The 16882-nt window shown below is 62.6% G+C and carries 14 protein-coding genes; 12 read left to right on the top strand and 2 right to left on the bottom strand.

The window, feature by feature from the left end; all coding sequences use genetic code 11:
* The first annotated feature begins 45 nt into the window (after window positions 1–45).
* From RZE77_RS28595 to RZE77_RS28540, 12 genes are all read left to right on the top strand, one after another.
* Window positions 46–1764 carry an FAD-dependent monooxygenase gene (locus RZE77_RS28595; RefSeq protein ID WP_405547992.1) on the top strand — a complete coding sequence of 573 codons (1719 nt, stop codon included), beginning with the start codon at window positions 46–48 and terminating at the stop codon, window positions 1762–1764.
* Entirely contained in the window at window positions 1761–2720 is a 960-nt protein-coding gene (locus RZE77_RS28590) for a 3-carboxyethylcatechol 2,3-dioxygenase (RefSeq protein WP_319443077.1), read from the top strand. Before RZE77_RS28595 ends, RZE77_RS28590 begins: the two co-directional genes overlap by 4 nt.
* A gap of 11 nt (window positions 2721–2731) precedes the next feature.
* Window positions 2732–3520 (top strand): 2-keto-4-pentenoate hydratase, encoded by a 789-nt coding sequence (gene mhpD / locus RZE77_RS28585; RefSeq protein ID WP_405547882.1) that lies wholly within the window; start codon window positions 2732–2734, stop codon window positions 3518–3520.
* A 60-nt stretch (window positions 3521–3580) separates the two neighbouring features.
* Entirely contained in the window at window positions 3581–4531 is a 951-nt protein-coding gene (locus RZE77_RS28580) for an acetaldehyde dehydrogenase (acetylating) (RefSeq protein WP_319435144.1), read from the top strand.
* Window positions 4532–4541: 10 nt separating this feature from the next.
* Window positions 4542–5612 carry a 4-hydroxy-2-oxovalerate aldolase gene (dmpG, locus tag RZE77_RS28575; RefSeq protein ID WP_319443075.1) on the top strand — a complete coding sequence of 357 codons (1071 nt, stop codon included), beginning with the start codon at window positions 4542–4544 and terminating at the stop codon, window positions 5610–5612.
* Window positions 5613–5636: 24 nt separating this feature from the next.
* Window positions 5637–6506 carry an alpha/beta fold hydrolase gene (locus tag RZE77_RS28570; protein ID WP_319443074.1) on the top strand — a complete coding sequence of 290 codons (870 nt, stop codon included), beginning with the start codon at window positions 5637–5639 and terminating at the stop codon, window positions 6504–6506.
* Between the two features lie 104 nt (window positions 6507–6610).
* Window positions 6611–7717, top strand: coding sequence for an alcohol dehydrogenase catalytic domain-containing protein (locus tag RZE77_RS28565; protein WP_319443073.1), 1107 nt, complete (start codon window positions 6611–6613; stop codon window positions 7715–7717).
* A 25-nt stretch (window positions 7718–7742) separates the two neighbouring features.
* Window positions 7743–8288 (top strand): cupin domain-containing protein, encoded by a 546-nt coding sequence (locus RZE77_RS28560; protein ID WP_319435141.1) that lies wholly within the window; start codon window positions 7743–7745, stop codon window positions 8286–8288.
* Between the two features lie 32 nt (window positions 8289–8320).
* The gene (locus tag RZE77_RS28555) at window positions 8321–9007 is read left to right on the top strand and encodes a flavin reductase family protein (protein WP_319443072.1); all 687 of its coding nucleotides are present in this window, start codon (window positions 8321–8323) and stop codon (window positions 9005–9007) included.
* Between the two features lie 37 nt (window positions 9008–9044).
* Window positions 9045–10028 carry a Bug family tripartite tricarboxylate transporter substrate binding protein gene (locus RZE77_RS28550; protein WP_319443071.1) on the top strand — a complete coding sequence of 328 codons (984 nt, stop codon included), beginning with the start codon at window positions 9045–9047 and terminating at the stop codon, window positions 10026–10028.
* A gap of 937 nt (window positions 10029–10965) precedes the next feature.
* The gene (ggt, locus tag RZE77_RS28545) at window positions 10966–12672 is read left to right on the top strand and encodes a gamma-glutamyltransferase (protein ID WP_405547990.1); all 1707 of its coding nucleotides are present in this window, start codon (window positions 10966–10968) and stop codon (window positions 12670–12672) included.
* 262 nt (window positions 12673–12934) lie between these two features.
* The gene (locus tag RZE77_RS28540) at window positions 12935–14083 is read left to right on the top strand and encodes a serine hydrolase domain-containing protein (RefSeq protein ID WP_319443069.1); all 1149 of its coding nucleotides are present in this window, start codon (window positions 12935–12937) and stop codon (window positions 14081–14083) included.
* A gap of 141 nt (window positions 14084–14224) precedes the next feature.
* Here the strand turns inward: RZE77_RS28540 and RZE77_RS28535 are convergent, their stop codons facing one another.
* Window positions 14225–15514, bottom strand: a complete 1290-nt coding sequence (locus RZE77_RS28535) for a DUF1214 domain-containing protein (protein ID WP_319443068.1) — start codon at window positions 15512–15514, stop codon at window positions 14225–14227.
* Window positions 15515–15751: 237 nt separating this feature from the next.
* A complete protein-coding gene (locus RZE77_RS28530; RefSeq protein WP_319435130.1) occupies window positions 15752–16855 on the bottom strand; it encodes an NAD(P)-dependent alcohol dehydrogenase in 1104 nt (367 codons plus the stop codon).
* Window positions 16856–16882: the final 27 nt, after the last annotated feature.

Below are 16882 nucleotides of genomic sequence, written 5' to 3'. Positions count from 1 at the left end.
CCGGAACAGTTCCAGACCGACGTGCTCGTAGTGGGCACCGGTCCCATGGGCGCGACGACCGCGTTGGCGCTGGCCACCTACGGCGTGCGCGTGCACGTGGTGAACCGCTTCAACTGGACCGCGAACACGCCGCGTGCGCACATCACCAACCAACGCGCCGTAGAGGTGCTGCGGGATCTCGGCGTGGAGAAGGAAGCGCGCCTGGAAGCCACGCCTTGGGAGTGGATGGGGGACACCCTGTTCACCACCAGCCTCGCCGGCCAGGAGATTGCACGCCTGCGCACCTGGGGTACCGGGGACGATCGCATCAGCGACTACCTGCAGGGCAGCCCCTGCACGATGCTCGATCTGCCGCAGGACAAGATGGAGCCCCTGCTGGTGAAGAATGCGGCCGCTCGCGGCGCCGTCTTCTCGTTCAACACCGAGTACCTGCGCCACGAGCAGGACAGCGAAGGTGTCACCGTCTTCTTGCAGGACAGGGCCACCGGGCGCGAGTACCAGGTCAGGGCGCGCTACCTCATCGGCGCCGACGGCGCGCGCTCGAAAGTCATGGACGATGCAGGGCTCCAGGTACAGGGTCAGCTCGCACGTGCCGCGACCGCCTACGTTTTCTTCAAGGCAGATCTCTCGCGCTATGTCGCGCATCGGCCCAGCATCCTGTACTGGATCGTCACCTCCAACGCGGCCTTCGGCGAGATCGGGATGGGCCTGTTGCGCGCCATCAATCCGTGGGACGAGTGGATCGCAGGATGGGGATTCGACATGAGCAAGGGAGAGCCAGATTTCTCCCCTGAAGAGATCAAGCGCAAGGTGCGCTTACTGGTCGGCGACCCGGACCTCGAGTTCGAGGTGAAGAGCACATCGGTCTGGTACGTCAACCAGGCCCACGCGCCGATCTATTCCAAAGGACGCGTGTTCTGCGGCGGCGACGCTGTGCACCGCCACCCGCCCTCGTCCGGGCTTGGCTCCAACACCTGCATGCAGGATGCGTTCAACCTTGCGTGGAAGCTCGCGTTCGTGGTCAAGGGCTACGCCGGCGAACGGTTGCTGGACTCATACACGCTGGAGCGTGCGCCAGTCGGCGCCCAAATCGTCGCGCGCGCCAATCAGTCACGCGTCGACTACGCACCGTTGAACCGGTGCTTCCGCGATGCCGATGCGGCTGACCCCGTCGAAGCGGGCCTGCAGAAGCTCGCCGACCCCGGTCCCGAGGGCCTTGCCCGCCGGGCGGCTTTGGCAGATGCGCTCAAGGTCAAGAACTACGAGTTCAACGCACAGGGCGTCGAGCTCAACCAGCGCTGCGTGTCCGCAGCGGTGATCCAGGACGCCGATGCGGCCGAGGAGGTCTGGAAGCGCGATCCGCAGCTCCATGTTCAGGCCACGACGCGGCCAGGCGCGAAGCTGCCTCACGCCTGGCTGGTCGGTGCCGATGGTCGCCGCGTGTCCACGCTCGATCTGGTCGGCAAAGGACGCTTCACGCTGCTGACGGGAATCGCCGGCAGGGCCTGGGTGGACGCGGCAGCGGCAATGGACCGTCCGTACCTGCGAACGCTGGTCGTCGGAGCTCCGGGCGCCCTGGATTCCTACTGCAGCTGGCAGGAACTGCGCGAAGTGGACGAGGCCGGTGCGATCCTCGTGCGACCGGATGGCGTGGTGGCCTGGCGCCAGCATGCCGCCACCACCGATGTGGACGCTGCAACGGTCGCACTGGAGCGCGCCCTCGCTGCCCTGCTCGACGCAGCACCAGCGGCGATTCGCGCATGACCCGCCGTGCGTTCCTCGGGATGTCCCACTCACCGTTGATGGGACTGAACCCGGTTCCCCCTGCGGTCGAGAGTGACTTGATGGCAGCGGTTGCCATCGCACGCGCGCACGTCCTGAGGTTCGATCCGGAGCTCATCGTGCTGGTGGCACCCGATCACTACAACGGCTTCTTCAACCAGCTCATGCCGCCCTTCTGCCTCGGGACACAAGCGCGCGCAGTCGGCGACTACCTTTCGCCAGCTGGCGACTTGAACGTCGAGGGCGTCATTGCGGAGGCCTTGGCCACACACCTGATGGAGGAAGACTTCGACATCGCTGTGTCGCGGCGCATGGAGGTCGACCACGGCTTCTCGCAGGCACTTCAGTTGCTGTGGGGCGGCCTGGCAACGCCACCCTTGCTTCCACTGTTCATGAACGCGGTGGCGCAGCCTGGCATCCCACGCCTGCGCAGGTGCCGTGCCCTTGGCGGGGCCATTGGAAGGTTCCTGGACGGACGTTCGGAAAGAACCTTGCTCATCGGCTCGGGCGGCCTGTCGCATGAGCCGCCGGTACCGACGCTGTCTCACCCCGATCTCGCGGTGCGCGAGCGCATCACCATCAAAAGCGAGCCAACGCCTGAGGACCGAGAGGCGAAGACGCAGCGAGTGATGGCCGCCGGCCGAGCCTTGGCTGCGGGATCCAGCGGGATGAAGCCGCTCAATCCGGCTTGGGATAAGCGCTGGATGGACCTTCTGCCGCAAGGCACCACGGGACTCGATGAGCTTTGCGCCACGACCGAGCAAAGCATCGAGCAAGAGGGCGGCCTGTCGGCCCACGAATCGAAGACTTGGCTGGTCGGCCGCAGCGCCTTGCGCACCGATGAGGCCATTCCCTGCACCTTCCGCCACTACCAGGCCATCCCGGAATACATCGCAGGCTTCGGCTTGATGTTCCTCGAGCAGTCATCTCCCCAATGAAAGTAAACACCATGGACAAACGAATCGAACAATGGGCCGAGCGCCTGCGCCAGGCGGAGCAGCAGCGCGAACCGATCAATCCCCTGCGCGAGGAAATCGGCGACGACGCTGGTGGTGAACTCGCCTATGCCATCCAGCAGGCGAACGTTGCGCACGCAGTCGCTCAGGGCCGCCGCATCGTCGGGCGAAAGATCGGGCTCACCTCGCTGGCCGTTCAGAAGCAACTGGGCGTTGACCAGCCCGACTTCGGCACGCTGCTCGCCGACATGCTCTACGGGGACGATGAGATCGTGCCGCTCTCGCGCACGCTGCAACCGAAGGTCGAGGCCGAAGTCGCCTTGGTGCTGGAGCGCGACCTCCCGGCTGCAGACACGACCCTCGTCGAGCTGATGAGTGCCGTCGACTACGTGCTGCCGGCGATCGAGATCGTCGGCAGCCGCATCGCGAATTGGAACATCCGCTTCACCGACACCGTGGCGGACAACGCTTCGAGTGGCTTGGTGGTGCTTGGCGGTGTTCCGACAAAGCTGAACGGCCTGGACCTCAAGTTCTCCAAGATGACCATGCACCGCGGCGAGGAGTCTGTGTCGAGCGGAAGTGGCGAGGCCTGCCTCGGCCATCCGCTCAATGCTGCTGTTTGGCTGGCACGAAAGCTCGCGGCTCTGGGGCAGCCGCTGCGCGCGGGCGACCTGGTGCTCACAGGCGCTCTGGGCCCGATGGTCCCCGTCGCAGCAGGCGACCGCTTCGAGGCCCGCATCGAGGGCGTCGGCAGCGTCCGCGCACGCTTCGGCAACGAGTAACGGCGGAGCGATTCGCCTTCTTCATCCACACGAGCAGCCTGCGGGTTGCGAGAGGTATTCATGACTCGAAAACTCAAGGCCGCGATCATTGGCAGCGGCAACATCGGGACTGACCTGATGATCAAGATCCTGCGGCACGGCAGGCACATCGAAATGGGCGCGATGGTCGGCATCGACCCGGAGTCCGACGGACTGGCGCGCGCCGCGCGCCTGGGCGTGGCCACCACGCACGAAGGCGTCGCGGGCCTGGTGAAGCTGCCGGTGTTCGCGGACATCGACGTGGTTTTCGATGCCACGTCCGCCGGAGCACACGTCAAGAACGACGCGTTCCTGCGCCGGCACAAGCCGGAGATTCGCCTGGTCGACCTGACGCCTGCGGCCATCGGTCCCTACTGCATTCCGGTCGTCAATGGAAGCGCTCATCTCGACGCGCCCAACGTCAACATGGTGACCTGCGGCGGCCAAGCCACCATTCCAATGGTGGCTGCGGTGTCCAGGGTCGCCAAGGTTCACTACGGTGAAATCGTCGCAAGCATCTCGAGCAAGAGTGCGGGCCCCGGCACGCGCGCCAACATCGATGAGTTCACCGAGACCACCTCGAAGGCCATCGAGGTCGTCGGCGGTGCGGCGAAGGGCAAGGCCATCATCGTGCTGAACCCGGCCGAGCCGCCGCTGATGATGCGTGACACCGTCTACACGCTCAGCGAGCTGGCGGACGAGGACGCGATCTCCGAATCCGTCGAGCGCATGGCCAAAGACGTGCAGGCCTACGTGCCCGGCTACCGCCTCAAGCAGCGGGTGCAGTTCGACAGGATCGAGCCCGGCAATCCGATTCGCATCCCCGGTGTGGGCGCGCGGCTGCACGGCCTGAAGACCTCGATCTTCCTGGAAGTCGAAGGCGCAGCCCACTACCTGCCGGCCTACGCCGGCAACCTCGACATCATGACCAGCGCCGCGCTGCGCACTGCCGAGTCAATGGCGGAGCGGATGCTCGCGCCCGCAAGCGTTTGAAGGAACTACCGTGAGCAAACCAACCAAGAAAATCTACATCTCGGACGTGACGCTGCGCGACGGCAGCCATGCGATCCGCCATCAATACAGCATCGAACAGGCCAAGCAAATCGCCAAGGCGCTGGACGACGCGAAGGTCGATTCCATCGAAGTCGCACACGGCGACGGGCTGCAGGGCGGAAGTTTCAACTACGGCTTCGGCGCGCACACCGATGTGGAATGGATCGAGGCGGTGGCCAGCGTCATCCGTCACGCCAAGATCGCCACGCTACTGCTGCCGGGCATCGGCACCGTCCACGACCTCAAGGCCGCGTACGACGCCGGCGCGCGCATTGTGCGTGTCGCCACGCACTGCACCGAGGCGGACATCTCCCGTCAGCACATCGAATACGCCCGCCATCTCGGCATGGAGGCGGTCGGCTTCCTGATGATGAGCCACATGACCACGCCGCAGGCGCTGGCCGACCAAGCCAAGCTGATGGAAAGCTACGGCGCGACCTGCTGCTACGTGGTGGACTCCGGCGGCGCGCTCAGCATGAACGACGTGCGCGACAGATTCCGGGCATTCAAAGACACCTTGAAGCCGGAGACGCAAACGGGCATGCACGCCCACCACAACCTGAGCCTCGGCGTGGCCAACTCGATTGTGGCGGTGGAGGAAGGGTGTGACCGAGTCGATGCAAGTCTTGCGGGCATGGGCGCTGGTGCCGGCAACGCCCCGCTCGAGGTCTTCATCGCCGCAGCCGCCCGTCTTGGCTGGGACCACGGCACTGACCTCTACAAGCTCATGGACGCCGCAGATGACATCGTTCGTCCACTGCAGGACCGCCCGGTGCGCGTGGACCGCGAGACGCTCGCGCTCGGCTACGCGGGCGTCTATTCCAGCTTCCTGCGCCACTCCGAAGTAGCCGCGAGAAAGTACGGCCTGAAGACCGTCGACATCCTCGTGGAGCTCGGCAAGCGCCGCATGGTGGGCGGTCAGGAAGACATGATCGTCGACGTGGCGCTCGATCTCTTGGCGAACAAGCCCGCGCAACCTGTATCGCTCGTGTTGGGCTCCGCAGCGCTCGCCAGTTCTTGAGACTTTTCTGAAAGACAGCACCACATGACCACCGAAAGCACGACCATCACAGATGCATCGACCAGTCGCCTTGTGCGCATCAAGGAGGGCGATCTCGACCTGCAGATCCACTACAACGATGCAGGCAAAGGCGAGCAGACCGTCGTCATGCTGCATGGCTCCGGCCCCGGCGCGAGTGGTTGGTCGAATTTCCACCGCAACGTCGAGCCGCTGGTCACGGCCGGCTACCGGGTCGTCCTCATGGACGCCCCTGGTTGGAGCAAGAGCGACCCCATCGTGTCGAAGGGGTCGCGCTCCGACCTCAATGCCACGGCATTGAAAGGCCTGCTCGACGTCCTGAAGATCGACAAGGCTCACCTCATCGGCAACTCAATGGGTGGCCACAGCGCCGTGGCATTCGCTCTCGCGAACCCGTCGCGCGTTGGCAAGCTCGTGCTCATGGGCGGCGGCACCGGCGGTGTCAGCTCGTTCGTTCCCATGCCCACCGAAGGCATCAAGCTCATCGGCGCGCTGTACCGCGATCCCAGCATCGAGAACCTGAAGCGAATGATGAATGTGTTCGTGTACGACACGAGTGCGCTCACCGAGGATCTCTTCCGACTGCGCTTGGACAACATGTTGTCGCGCCGCGAACACCTCGAGAACTTCGTCAAGAGCGCCGAAGCTAACCCGAAGCAATTTCCCGACGTGGGCCATCGCCTGGGCGAAATCTCGGCCGAGACGATGGTGATCTGGGGTCGTGACGACCGTTTCGTGCCGCTGGACACCGGTCTCCGCCTTGTTGCAGGGCTTCAGAAGGCCGACCTGCACGTGTTCAGCCGTTGCGGCCATTGGGCGCAGTGGGAGCACGCCGAGAAATTCAACCGCATGGTGGTCGAGTTCCTGGGCCGCTGAGCGCCAAGGCGAAATTCCAGCAGGGCTGCTACCAGCCTCCGCCGATTTGCGCCTTCTCCCGGGGCGCCTCAAGTACCGGGCTACTGCGGATCTAGGAGACAAAGATGACGAAGTCGATGCGTGCTGCGCGCCTGCATGTCGAGGGCCAGCCTTTTCAGGTGGATAGCGTGCCGGTGCCCGAAGTCAGGCCGACCGATGTACTGGTCGAGGTGAAGGCCGCCGGCGTGGTGCCGAACCTGCGCAATGTCGTGACCCACTACTCGCAGTGGTTTCCGTTCTTGCCGTTGCCTCGCCTGCCGGCGATCTATGGGCTCGATTCGGCTGGCGTTGTCGCGGCCGTGGGCAGCCAGGTGCGCTCGGTCAAGGTGGGCGATCGCGTGTACGTGAATCCGGGACTGTCCTGCGGCAACTGTACGGCTTGCCGACGGGGTGAGCCCATCAACTGCACGTCCTACACGTTCCAGGGGTACTTCGGGTTCGGCGCAGGCTCGCAGCAGATCTTCGAGGACTACCCCTACGGTGGCTTCGGTCAGTACCTCACCGCCCCTGCGGCGAACCTGGTCAAGCTGCACGACAGCATCACCTTCGAGCAAGGTGCTCGCTTCGGCTATCTCGGCACCTCGTATTCCGCGCTGCGCAAAGCGCAGTTCGCGCCGGGTCAAACACTGCTGGTCGACGGCGGCACCGGCACCCTTGGCCTCGGCGCGGTCATCCTTGCACTTGCGATGGGCGCCTCCAAGATTTTCGCGACCGGTCGCAATACGAATCTTCTCGAGAAACTCGGCGGCCTCGACCCACGCATCGTCCCGATCGAGCTCGGCAAGCGGCCGACGGTCGAGATCGTCATGGAAGCGACAGGCGGATATGGTGTCGATGTGTTGATCGAGGCGCTGGGTCCGAACGCATCGCCTGCGACGGTCCTTGACTCGTTCAATGCGCTTCGCCGCGGAGGCAAGGCCATCAACATTGGCGGCGTTGCGGATCCGATCCCGCTCGAGCCTTTCCCGCTGATGTGCCTGCAGAAGTCGTACATCGGTTCCCTGTGGTTCTCGACCGCCGAAGGCCAGGACATGGCCGACATGGCTCACGCGGGAACGTTGAACCTTGGCGTCTTCGAGCACGAGCGCTTCTCGCTCGATCAGGTGAACGAAGCCCTCGAAGCGGTAGACAAGCGCGGCGGTGGTTTCACCAACGTCGTGATCATGCATTGATCGTTGCAACCTGCAGGAGGCAAAAATGGAAATCAGACGCATCGTGACTGGGCATGCAGCATCGGGGAAATCGGTGTTCGCATCGGACTCCACAGCACCACGCATACACCGCTTCGAGCATGTGCCGGGATTTGAGACCTCGCTCATCTGGAGCACGGACGAATCCACCGTCGTGCCTGCGAAAGGCTCTCGCGACCCCGCAGCCGACGCAACCTCATGGGTACCCGAGGAAGGCGGGACCCGTCTCATGGTCGTCACATTCCCACCGGACAGCGTGATGGCCGCGCCGAACTTCGATCCTGCCGCTGCGGGCGCGGAGTATATGAAGGCGATTCCCGGACTCGCCGAGCACTTTGAGGTTGAGCATCCCGGCATGCACACGACGGACACCGTCGACTACGCCATGTTGCTGAACGGAGAGATACATCTCGAACTGGACGATGGCGAACGCAAGCGTCTCAAACCCCATGACGTCGTGATCCAGCAAGGCACGCGTCATGCCTGGCGCAACCTCGGTGCAGTCCCGGCCACCATGCTCTTTGTGCTCGTTGCCGCAACACGTCAGGCCTGATCTCTTTCCGATTCAACTCAAAAGCAAGAACCATGTATTACGAACCAGGAAACATCCCCCACGGCCTCAAGCATGACCCGTTCAAGTCCTGCGTCGTGCCTCGCCCGATCGGATGGATCTCGACCGTCGACGGCAAGGGCAATCACAACCTTGCACCTTACAGCCAGTTCCAGAACGTGACGTTCAATCCGCCGATTGTCATGTTCGCCTCCAACCAGGACAGCAAGGGAAATCGGAAAGACACTGTGCGCAATGCCGAGGAAAGTGGCGAGTTCGTTTGGAACATGGCGGCATGGGATCTGCGCGAAGCGGTCAACATCAGCGCGCAGGAGTTGCCTTTGGATGTGGACGAGTTTGAACTCGCCGGTCTTGAGAAAGCCCCCTCTCGTCTGGTGAAAGCGATGCGGGTCAAGCGATCGCCCATTCAGTTTGAATGCAAATACCTGAACACACTTCGCTTTCCTGGCAACGGCCCAATGGGCAGTTCGGACGTCGTGTTCGGGAAGGTGGTCGCTATTCACATTGCGGACGAAGTCCTGGATGCCAACGGACAGGTGGACATCGTGAAGGTGCGCCCGATTGCTCGCATGGGCTACTTCGAGTACACGTCCGTGGACTCCAAATTCAGCATGGTCATCCCAGGTGATCAGCGGGCACTGCTGGGCGGCCTCGAAGGCTCGCCAGACAAGGTGAACCTCGAACTCACGCGCAACGCATAAAGCGCCGATCGCCTCAAAAAAAGCTACAGGAGACAGAATGACAAGACCACGTCGTAGAACCCTTACCGCCCTCGGCGTCGCGTTGATCGCGACAACCTTCGCCTTTCCGGCAACGGCGCAAAGCTACCCGGACCGTCCCATGCGTGTCAGCGTCGGTTTTCCGGCGGGCACTGGACCTGACCTGCTCGCGCGCGTCGTGGGACAACGGCTGTCGGAGTTTCTCAATCAGCCAGTCGTGGTCGACAACAAGCCGGGAGCGGGTGGGCAGATCGCCACGCAGCTGGTCGCGAAAAGCGCCGCTGATGGCTACAACCTTTTGATGGCTGAAGCTGGGTCAGTCAGTATTGCTCCCACCGCATTCGAGAAACTGCCATACAACCCGGCGCGCGAACTGGTCGGTGTGGCGGAGTTGGCTTGGGCCGACTTCGTTCTGGTCGTTCCCGTCATCTCTCCATACAAGACGCTGGCAGAGATGGTCGGCGCTAACAAGGGTAAGTCCAGGGCATTGAACTTCGCAACGTTTGGCGCAGGCAGTCCTGGGCACTTTGGTGCCGTGGAGTTCGGCACGCAGGCGGATGTGAAAGTGGAGCCCATTCACTTCCGAAGTACCGGCGATGCGGTCACAGCCATCATCGCCGGCGATGTCGATGGCGCATGGGTCTCGACAGCGGTGGCGAGCGCCCAGCTCAAGGGGGGGAAGATGCGTGCGCTCGCCACGACAGCCCAAACGCGTTCGCAGCTAATCCCCACTGTGCCGACGACGGCCGAGGCAGGTATGCCAAGTCTTAGATTCTCATCATGGCTCGCCATTCTTGCGCCCGCAGGAACGCCTGAGGCCGCGTTGGACACGCTGAGTCGCGGCCTTGTGCGGACTGTTCAGTTGCCTGAGGTTCGACAAAAATTGATTGAGGCGGGATTCACTGTGACGGGTGCGGGTCGAACCGAAACTGATCGCATGCTCAAAGCAGAAGCGTTGCGCTGGGGGAGCATCGTCAAGACCTCCGGATTTAAGGGCGACTGAACTTTTCTCCTGAAATCGCAGGTCTTTGGTCCAGACGATCCTTCTGGAAGGCAAAAGGATCGACTGCTGTCGGTTCTACAGCGGACATTCGATCCAATGTTGGGAAGGACCGCCTGTGGCCAACTGTAGGTGAAGCGACCGGCCGAGTCGTCGGTGCTGCCTTCGTGCCCGACCGGTTGCGCGACATCGCCGAGATTGTCGTTCGTGCTCAGCGCCCATATCGATGCGAGGTACTCGACGTCCCCGGTGTAAACCCACTTCCGCGGGCCGTAGCGCTGGGCTTTCTATTCGGCGCTGCACCTCAGCACGGCGGGTCCTTCAGCGGCATTAATCAGTTCCTGATCGGACGGGGCCCGCGCCTGTGACGCCATAGCGATGACAGAAAGAGCGAACGCCAGCGGCAAGTGCCTCATGGAAATGTCGCCGACGTTCGACGGTGCACGAAATTCGCCGTCCGCCTTACATGCACCAATGAGCCACTAGCCTAGGAACGGGCCGTAGCTCGGCGAGCGCTTCGCGCCGGTGTGTCTGAACTGCGCGCCTTTGGCCCTGGGGCAAACGAGCCCCCGTGGGCTGCGCGTTGCGGACATTCGTGCGCAAAGAGGATCGCGGCCGGCGCGCCGAGATCGCACACTGCCGGCGACGGCGGCGTGTCGTTCTCCCTTGCCAGCAACGTTCAGCACTTCTCAATGAGCCTCACTATCGAGTTCGCCCGGTCCAAGACTTACAGCGCCGATATTGACAAAGAGCTCCGGCCGCTGCCGACAAGACATTCAGCGTCCCGGTATTCGCGGAACCGTGAAACGGTGATAGGGGACTAGAGCGCCCATTTCCGATCAGCACCCCGCGGTGCGGGTTTAGTCACGATTCAAGGAAACAACACATGTTGAAGATTTCCGCACTCTCACGGCGCTCCCTGCTTGCTTTTGCACTGGCGATGCCGGTGCCCGTGCTGTTCGCTTGCGGCGGCAGCGGTAGCGACGCCGTACTGAACACCGGCGCAGCAGTAGCGACCGCTAGCGCCCCAACAATGACCGCCGGCGCGGCAGCCACCGGGGACGATTACAGCGCACAAGTCGCGAAGCAAATCCTCAGCGAAGGTGGCAATGCCGTCGACGCAGCCGTGGCCACTGCATTCACGCTCGCGGTGACCTATCCCGAAGCGGGGAACCTCGGGGGCGGGGGGTTCATGACGATCTATATGAACGGCAAGCCGTACTTCCTCGACTATCGCGAGACGGCTCCTGCGGCCGCGACATCGAAGTTCTATTTACAGTTCCAGGACGCCTCCGGCCAACAGGATCCCAGCAGCAGTGTCTGGGGCGCCCAGGCTGTCGCGGTGCCCGGCACGGTGGCGGGTCTCTGGGAGGCGCACAAGAAGTTCGGCAAGCTGCCCTGGTCACGACTCGTGACGCCGGCCATCGCGCTCGCTCGCGATGGCTACTATCCGGCCAAGGAGTCGATCTCCTGGCGCGAGTTCATGCTCAAAGCGTTCAGCGGAGCGCCCTATCCGGCCAACCTGACCGAGTACTTCGGCAGCATGTCAACGGGCGTTCTGTTCAAGCAGTCTGAACTCGCAACGACACTCGATCGAATTTCCGCCAACGGCGCCGACGGCTTCTATCAGGGTCAAACTGCCGACCAACTGGTGGCGGCGATGACGCAGGACGGCGGGAAGGGCATCATCACGAAGGCCGACCTCGCTGCCTACAAGCCCGTCTGGCGCGAGCCGCTTTCGATAGAGTGGAACGGCATGACGGTGCTGAGCGCGCCACCACCGAGCTCAGGGGGAATCGCGTTGGCGCAGTTGCTCGGCATGAAATCGGCGCTCTCGAAGACCTTCTCCGGCGTCGAGGTTAACAGTGCGCAATACATCCATCTCACCGCCGAAATGATGAAGCGCGTGTTCGCCGATCGCGCAACCTTCCTCGGCGATCCCGACTTCACGGATGTGCCGATCACCGGGCTGCTCGACTCAACTTACATTACCGCGCGAGCGGCGGAAGTGAATCCCACCGCCATCACGCCGACGGCGGACGTGAAACCCGGCACGCCGAAGATGCACACGACGCACTTTTCCATTTTGGACAAGTGGGGCAATGCGGTGTCGAACACCTACACGCTTAACAGCCCTTACGGCAGTGGTGTGATCGTGCGTGGCGCAGGGTTCGTGCTCAACGACGAGATGGACGACTTTGCGACTGTTCCCGGCCAACCAAACTTACTCGGAGTCGTAGGTGGCACCGCCAACGAGGTCGCTGCCGGCAAGCGACCGTTGTCGTCGATGTCGCCCACGATTGTGCTGAAGGATGGCAAGCCCATCACGGTGATCGGCACGCCCGGCGGCTCTCGCATCTTCACCGCCGTGTACCAGGTGCTTGCAAACATGGTCGACTACGGCATGGATGTTGAGCAAGCCGTCAAGAACCGCCGCTTTCACCATCAATTGCCTCAAGGGACGGTGATCGAAGGCGAGCCATACGCGCCCATTCCTGCCGATATCGCAGCCGACCTGGTTGCACGCGGGTATACGGTGTCGACGAACTGGTTCGACACGGACGTGCAGGCGATCCAGGTCACGAACGGCACTCCCAAGCCCGTCGCGGATCCGCGGGGGCGTGGACGGGGTGTCACGGCAGATTGAGCAACCACCACCCATTGCGCCCAACTTGGGGTCCGGTGCTCGGCGCACGTTGCCGGGACATCAGGAAGCGCACGTGGGCAACACCAATTTGGCCGGCCCGATCCTGCGCGCAGCGAATTGCCAGCTGAGGCTCGCCTCTTGTGCTGACACCAACGCGGCATGAGTGGGCCACTGGGACTTGCATCGAACTGCCGGGCGCGAAGTGCCAGTGCGCAAGAGGAGTTCTGGCACATGTAATCCATCCACGACGAAGGAGACGACCATGTCATTCGACGGTTCGACCATCAAGGCGCTGCTAGACGGCGCTGTCTCGAAAGGTGCCGTGCACGGCATTGCCGCCGTGGTGGTCGATCGCGGCGGCCTGCGGTTCCACCACGCCGCCGGCGAGGCCGGGGAGCGCACGATGTTTCGCAATGCCTCGATGACCAAGGCCGTTGCCACCACGGCGGCGCTGCAACTAGTCGAAAAGGGTCGGCTGAGTCTGGATGCCACCGTCGAGTCGATCCTGCCGGCATTCGGTCGGCTGCAGGTGCTGGACGGATTCGATAGCGGCGGACCACGCCTGCGTGCTCCAGCCACCCAGGCCACGGTGCGACAACTGATGACGCACTCGGCGGGCCTGGGCTACTTCTTTCTAAACGATAAGCTGATGAGCTATCACCAGGCCACGGGAGAGCCCAACGCGCTTTCCGGTCAGAAGCGCAGCCTGTCGGCACCGCTGATCAACGATCCGGGAACCGCATGGGAGTACGGGGTCAACACGGATTGGCTGGGCCTCGTCGTCGAGGAGCTGTCAGGGCATACATTGAGCAGCTATCTTGAGCAAAACGTGTATGGGCCCCTGGGAATGAGCGACTCGACGTTCACGCCGAGCGACGAACAGCGCGGGCGGTTGCTGCGCGTGATGCAGCGCCAGATTGACGGTCAGCTCGCGCCGTCAGCACTCGACCTCCCACCGACGTCGGAATGGGACGCCGCTGGGCACGGGTCCTACGGCACGGTGCAGGATTACGGGCGTTTCGTCCAGGCCTGGCTCAACGATGGCGCCGGCATTCTTGGCGCCCCGACCGTGGAGATGGCGCTGCAGAACCACCTCGGGCGAATCAAACTCCCAGAACTGATGAAGTCCCTCATTCCCGAGTTGTCGAACGATGTGCCTGCGCCGCCGGTTCCGCAGAGCTGGGGCCTCGGATTCCAACTGACGCTTGCCGACGTGCCGGGCATGCGCAGTGCCGGAACCGCCGATTGGGCCGGCCTATTCAACTCCTACTATTGGATCGACCGCTCGAAGGGCATCGGTGGCGTGCTCATGACCCAGTTGCTGCCCTTCTTTGACATGCCCGTCGTCAAGACGCTCATGGACTTCGAGGCGGCCGTGTACCAACAGGTGGGAGCAACGAGGCCGGCATAAGCGAAGGCCTGCAGCAGGCAACCGGCACGCAAGCCACTGGCAGGCACGGTCCGGACGCTGTCAGGAAATCTCGACCCACCGATTGGGACGGCTCTTAGAACGTCTGGACATCAGTACGATTGTCTGCTCGGCCCGGCAGCATCAGCCCGACTGAAGCTGAATGTCAGGCAGTGACCACGAGCGGTCGAAATAGGACTCCAGAGGGCCAAAGAGACGGAAATAGGCGAACCAGGATTTTCCAGGTGTCGTTGGAATCCAGTTCTTCTCGAGGCCGGACGGCGGTGTCGGGCCCAAGACAATGTCAATGGATCCATCTGCGTTCTTTTGCAGGTCCTGACGCGATGAGCGGTCGGCGAGCTGCTGCGCGTTTTGAATCAATCCGCGGGTCTGCGTGTCGTACAGCGTGATCGACCAGAACAGCTTCGCTGGTACGTTCTGCGGCACGCGAAGGCGATAACTCCGCTCCCCATGGAATGAGGCGCCCGTCGCATCGTAGTAGGCAGCGAGATAGGCTGCGCCGGCCCCAGGCGTCTTGGTCAGCACGGCCGCCGACGTGCCGGTCACTTCGTAGAAGAACGCCGTACGCTCCTCGAACAGCGTGCCGCCGGGCACATCCTGCTCGTTGTTGAAATTGGGCGCGATGAGGTATTCCCAATGAGCGTCGGAGCGGTAGCGCATGCCCGCAATGCGCTTCTTGAATGCGAGGGTCTTCGCAATCGCCTCGCCCAAAACCGCGGCGTCTTCCAGGATCGATTTCTGTCTTGCGTCTGGATTGAATGATCGGTCGGCCTCGATGCCAAGCTGCTTGAGCATGGCGGCAAAGAAGCGGTCGCGTTCCTCGACCGGCTCTCCTTGGATTGCATTTGCCAGCCGCTGCCAATAGGGAAGGCCCAGAGGGTGGGCCATGCTCGTCAGATCTCCCTGCGTCTTGAACCGCAGCAGCCGTGTGCTTGCTGGTGCGGGCTTCTGGCCATAGGGGTGAACCTTCGTGGCGGAAAAAACCGCCTCCACTTTCTTCAGGTCTGCATCGAGTCCACGGCAGAACATGAGGACCTTGAATGTTCGTGACCGCAGAACATGCGCGCCGCTCGGAATGTCCGACGGTGCCTTCTGGCCCGGGCCGAGGAGAACGAAAACGGCACCGTTACCGGCATCCGGCCCTGTCATGCCGACGTCGCACAGAGGGCGATCCCACCAGTCGATCAACGATCCCGCCGTTGCCCCCCGCGGATAGTGCAGGACGAGTGGTTGCTGCGAAAGATTGAAATAGGCGAACACATAGGGAGTCGTGACATTCGAACCGAGCATCATGCTGACGTCGCGGTACCCCGACACCAAAACGAGATCCCCGCTGTGAGCACCGGCGTTGTCCATCAGCATCTGCCGCGCGCTTTCCACCCCGACGGTCGGGATCGCCCAGAGATAGCTCATGGCAGCGCTCTGGTGGTCCAGGACGTCGTAGAGGTCTTTCGCAGTTTGAGGCGTGGGCATCCCGAGATCGAACGTCAATGAGTCGACTTGCGTACCGATCTCGTTGCGCGTGCTCACCGCTTGAGTGGCAGCGCATCCCGTACTCAGCGCCGCCAAAGACGTAGCCATCCTGATTGCCCCTCTTCGATTCACCGGCATGAATGCTATTCCTTTCTAAGGTTTCTTCTACAAAGCGTGTCAGTCGGGAAAACGAAGTACGGCCTTGACCGTTCTGCCGCGCTCGCCATCCTCGACGGCTTCGTTGATCTGATCGAATTCATAGAACTTGATCAGCTTGTCGAATGGGAAGCGGCCCTGCCGATACAACTCCACCAACTTTGGGATGAACAGGTCGGGCACCGAGTCACCCTCGCAAATGCCGCGGATCTTCCGGCCGAGAAGAAGTCCCCAGGTGTCCAGGCCGATCTCGCTCCCGAATGCGGGTGCGCCGATCATTCCGCACTCGCCCATGATCTGGATTGAATCGACGGCCTGGCGCAATGCCAGAAGGTTGCCCGACGTTTCAAGCGAGAACTGCGTCCCGCCGCCACCAGTGATCTCCTGGATCTTCTTGACCGGATCGTCTACCCGCGGATTGATGACATGTGTTGCACCCAGCTCGAGCGCGAACTGGAGCCGGGCTTCGTTGGGATCGACACAGATCCGGATGGCGCACCCGGTCACGTTCGCTCCCAACAATGCCGAAAGACCGACAGAGCCCGCGCCATAGATCGCGATCGAATCACCTGCCTGCGGACGCAGTGAGTTGATGACTGCGCCCGCACCGGTCTGCACGCCGCAGCCCAACGGCCCCATGAGTTCGAGAGGCACATCGGAAGGGATCTTGACCACGCTGCGCTCGGTGCCCAACGCATATGTCGCGAAGGAGGACTGACTGAAGAATGCCCCGTGAACGACTTCTCCGTTCTTGTGCATGGTGGGTGTTCCGTCCATGCGCGCGAAGCCGAAGTTCGCCTTGAAGAAGTGCCGACAGTACATGGGCTTGCCGGTCTGGCATGTATCGCAATGGCCGCAGGAGTTGCAGCTCATCACGACATGGTCTCCTGGCTTGAGCTTGCTCACCCGGCCACCGACCTTTTCAACGACACCTGCGCCTTCATGGCCGTATACCGCAGGAAATGGGGTCGGCACGACCTGGTCTCTTGGCAATGTGTCGGTGTGGCAGATGCCGCAGCTTTTCATGCGGATAAGGACTTCGTCGTCCCGCGGGTCCTCCAGCTCGATCTCTTCGAGGGCGAACTTGCCACCCTTCTCGCGCATGACAGCAGCAGTGATTTTCATCGGATGACCTCTTGGGATAGTTGGGGT

Origin of the sequence: Variovorax sp. SPNA7 (assembly GCF_033807855.1) — a bacterium.
Taxonomy (GTDB): Bacteria; Pseudomonadota; Gammaproteobacteria; order Burkholderiales; family Burkholderiaceae_C; genus Variovorax; species Variovorax beijingensis.
This window is presented reverse-complemented; position numbering and strand designations above follow the sequence as displayed.

Coding starts and splice junctions, on each gene's coding strand:
- RZE77_RS28595 (WP_405547992.1), top strand. CDS start 46: ATGGGCGCGACGACCGCGTTGGCGCTGGCCACCTACGGCGTGCGCGTG.
- RZE77_RS28590 (WP_319443077.1), top strand. CDS start 1,761: ATGACCCGCCGTGCGTTCCTCGGGATGTCCCACTCACCGTTGATGGGA.
- mhpD (WP_405547882.1), top strand. CDS start 2,732: ATGGACAAACGAATCGAACAATGGGCCGAGCGCCTGCGCCAGGCGGAG.
- RZE77_RS28580 (WP_319435144.1), top strand. CDS start 3,581: ATGACTCGAAAACTCAAGGCCGCGATCATTGGCAGCGGCAACATCGGG.
- RZE77_RS28570 (WP_319443074.1), top strand. CDS start 5,637: ATGACCACCGAAAGCACGACCATCACAGATGCATCGACCAGTCGCCTT.
- RZE77_RS28565 (WP_319443073.1), top strand. CDS start 6,611: ATGACGAAGTCGATGCGTGCTGCGCGCCTGCATGTCGAGGGCCAGCCT.
- RZE77_RS28560 (WP_319435141.1), top strand. CDS start 7,743: ATGGAAATCAGACGCATCGTGACTGGGCATGCAGCATCGGGGAAATCG.
- RZE77_RS28555 (WP_319443072.1), top strand. CDS start 8,321: ATGTATTACGAACCAGGAAACATCCCCCACGGCCTCAAGCATGACCCG.
- RZE77_RS28550 (WP_319443071.1), top strand. CDS start 9,045: ATGACAAGACCACGTCGTAGAACCCTTACCGCCCTCGGCGTCGCGTTG.
- ggt (WP_405547990.1), top strand. CDS start 10,966: ATGCCGGTGCCCGTGCTGTTCGCTTGCGGCGGCAGCGGTAGCGACGCC.
- RZE77_RS28540 (WP_319443069.1), top strand. CDS start 12,935: ATGTCATTCGACGGTTCGACCATCAAGGCGCTGCTAGACGGCGCTGTC.
- RZE77_RS28535 (WP_319443068.1), bottom strand. CDS start 15,514: ATGAGCTATCTCTGGGCGATCCCGACCGTCGGGGTGGAAAGCGCGCGG.
- RZE77_RS28530 (WP_319435130.1), bottom strand. CDS start 16,855: ATGAAAATCACTGCTGCTGTCATGCGCGAGAAGGGTGGCAAGTTCGCC.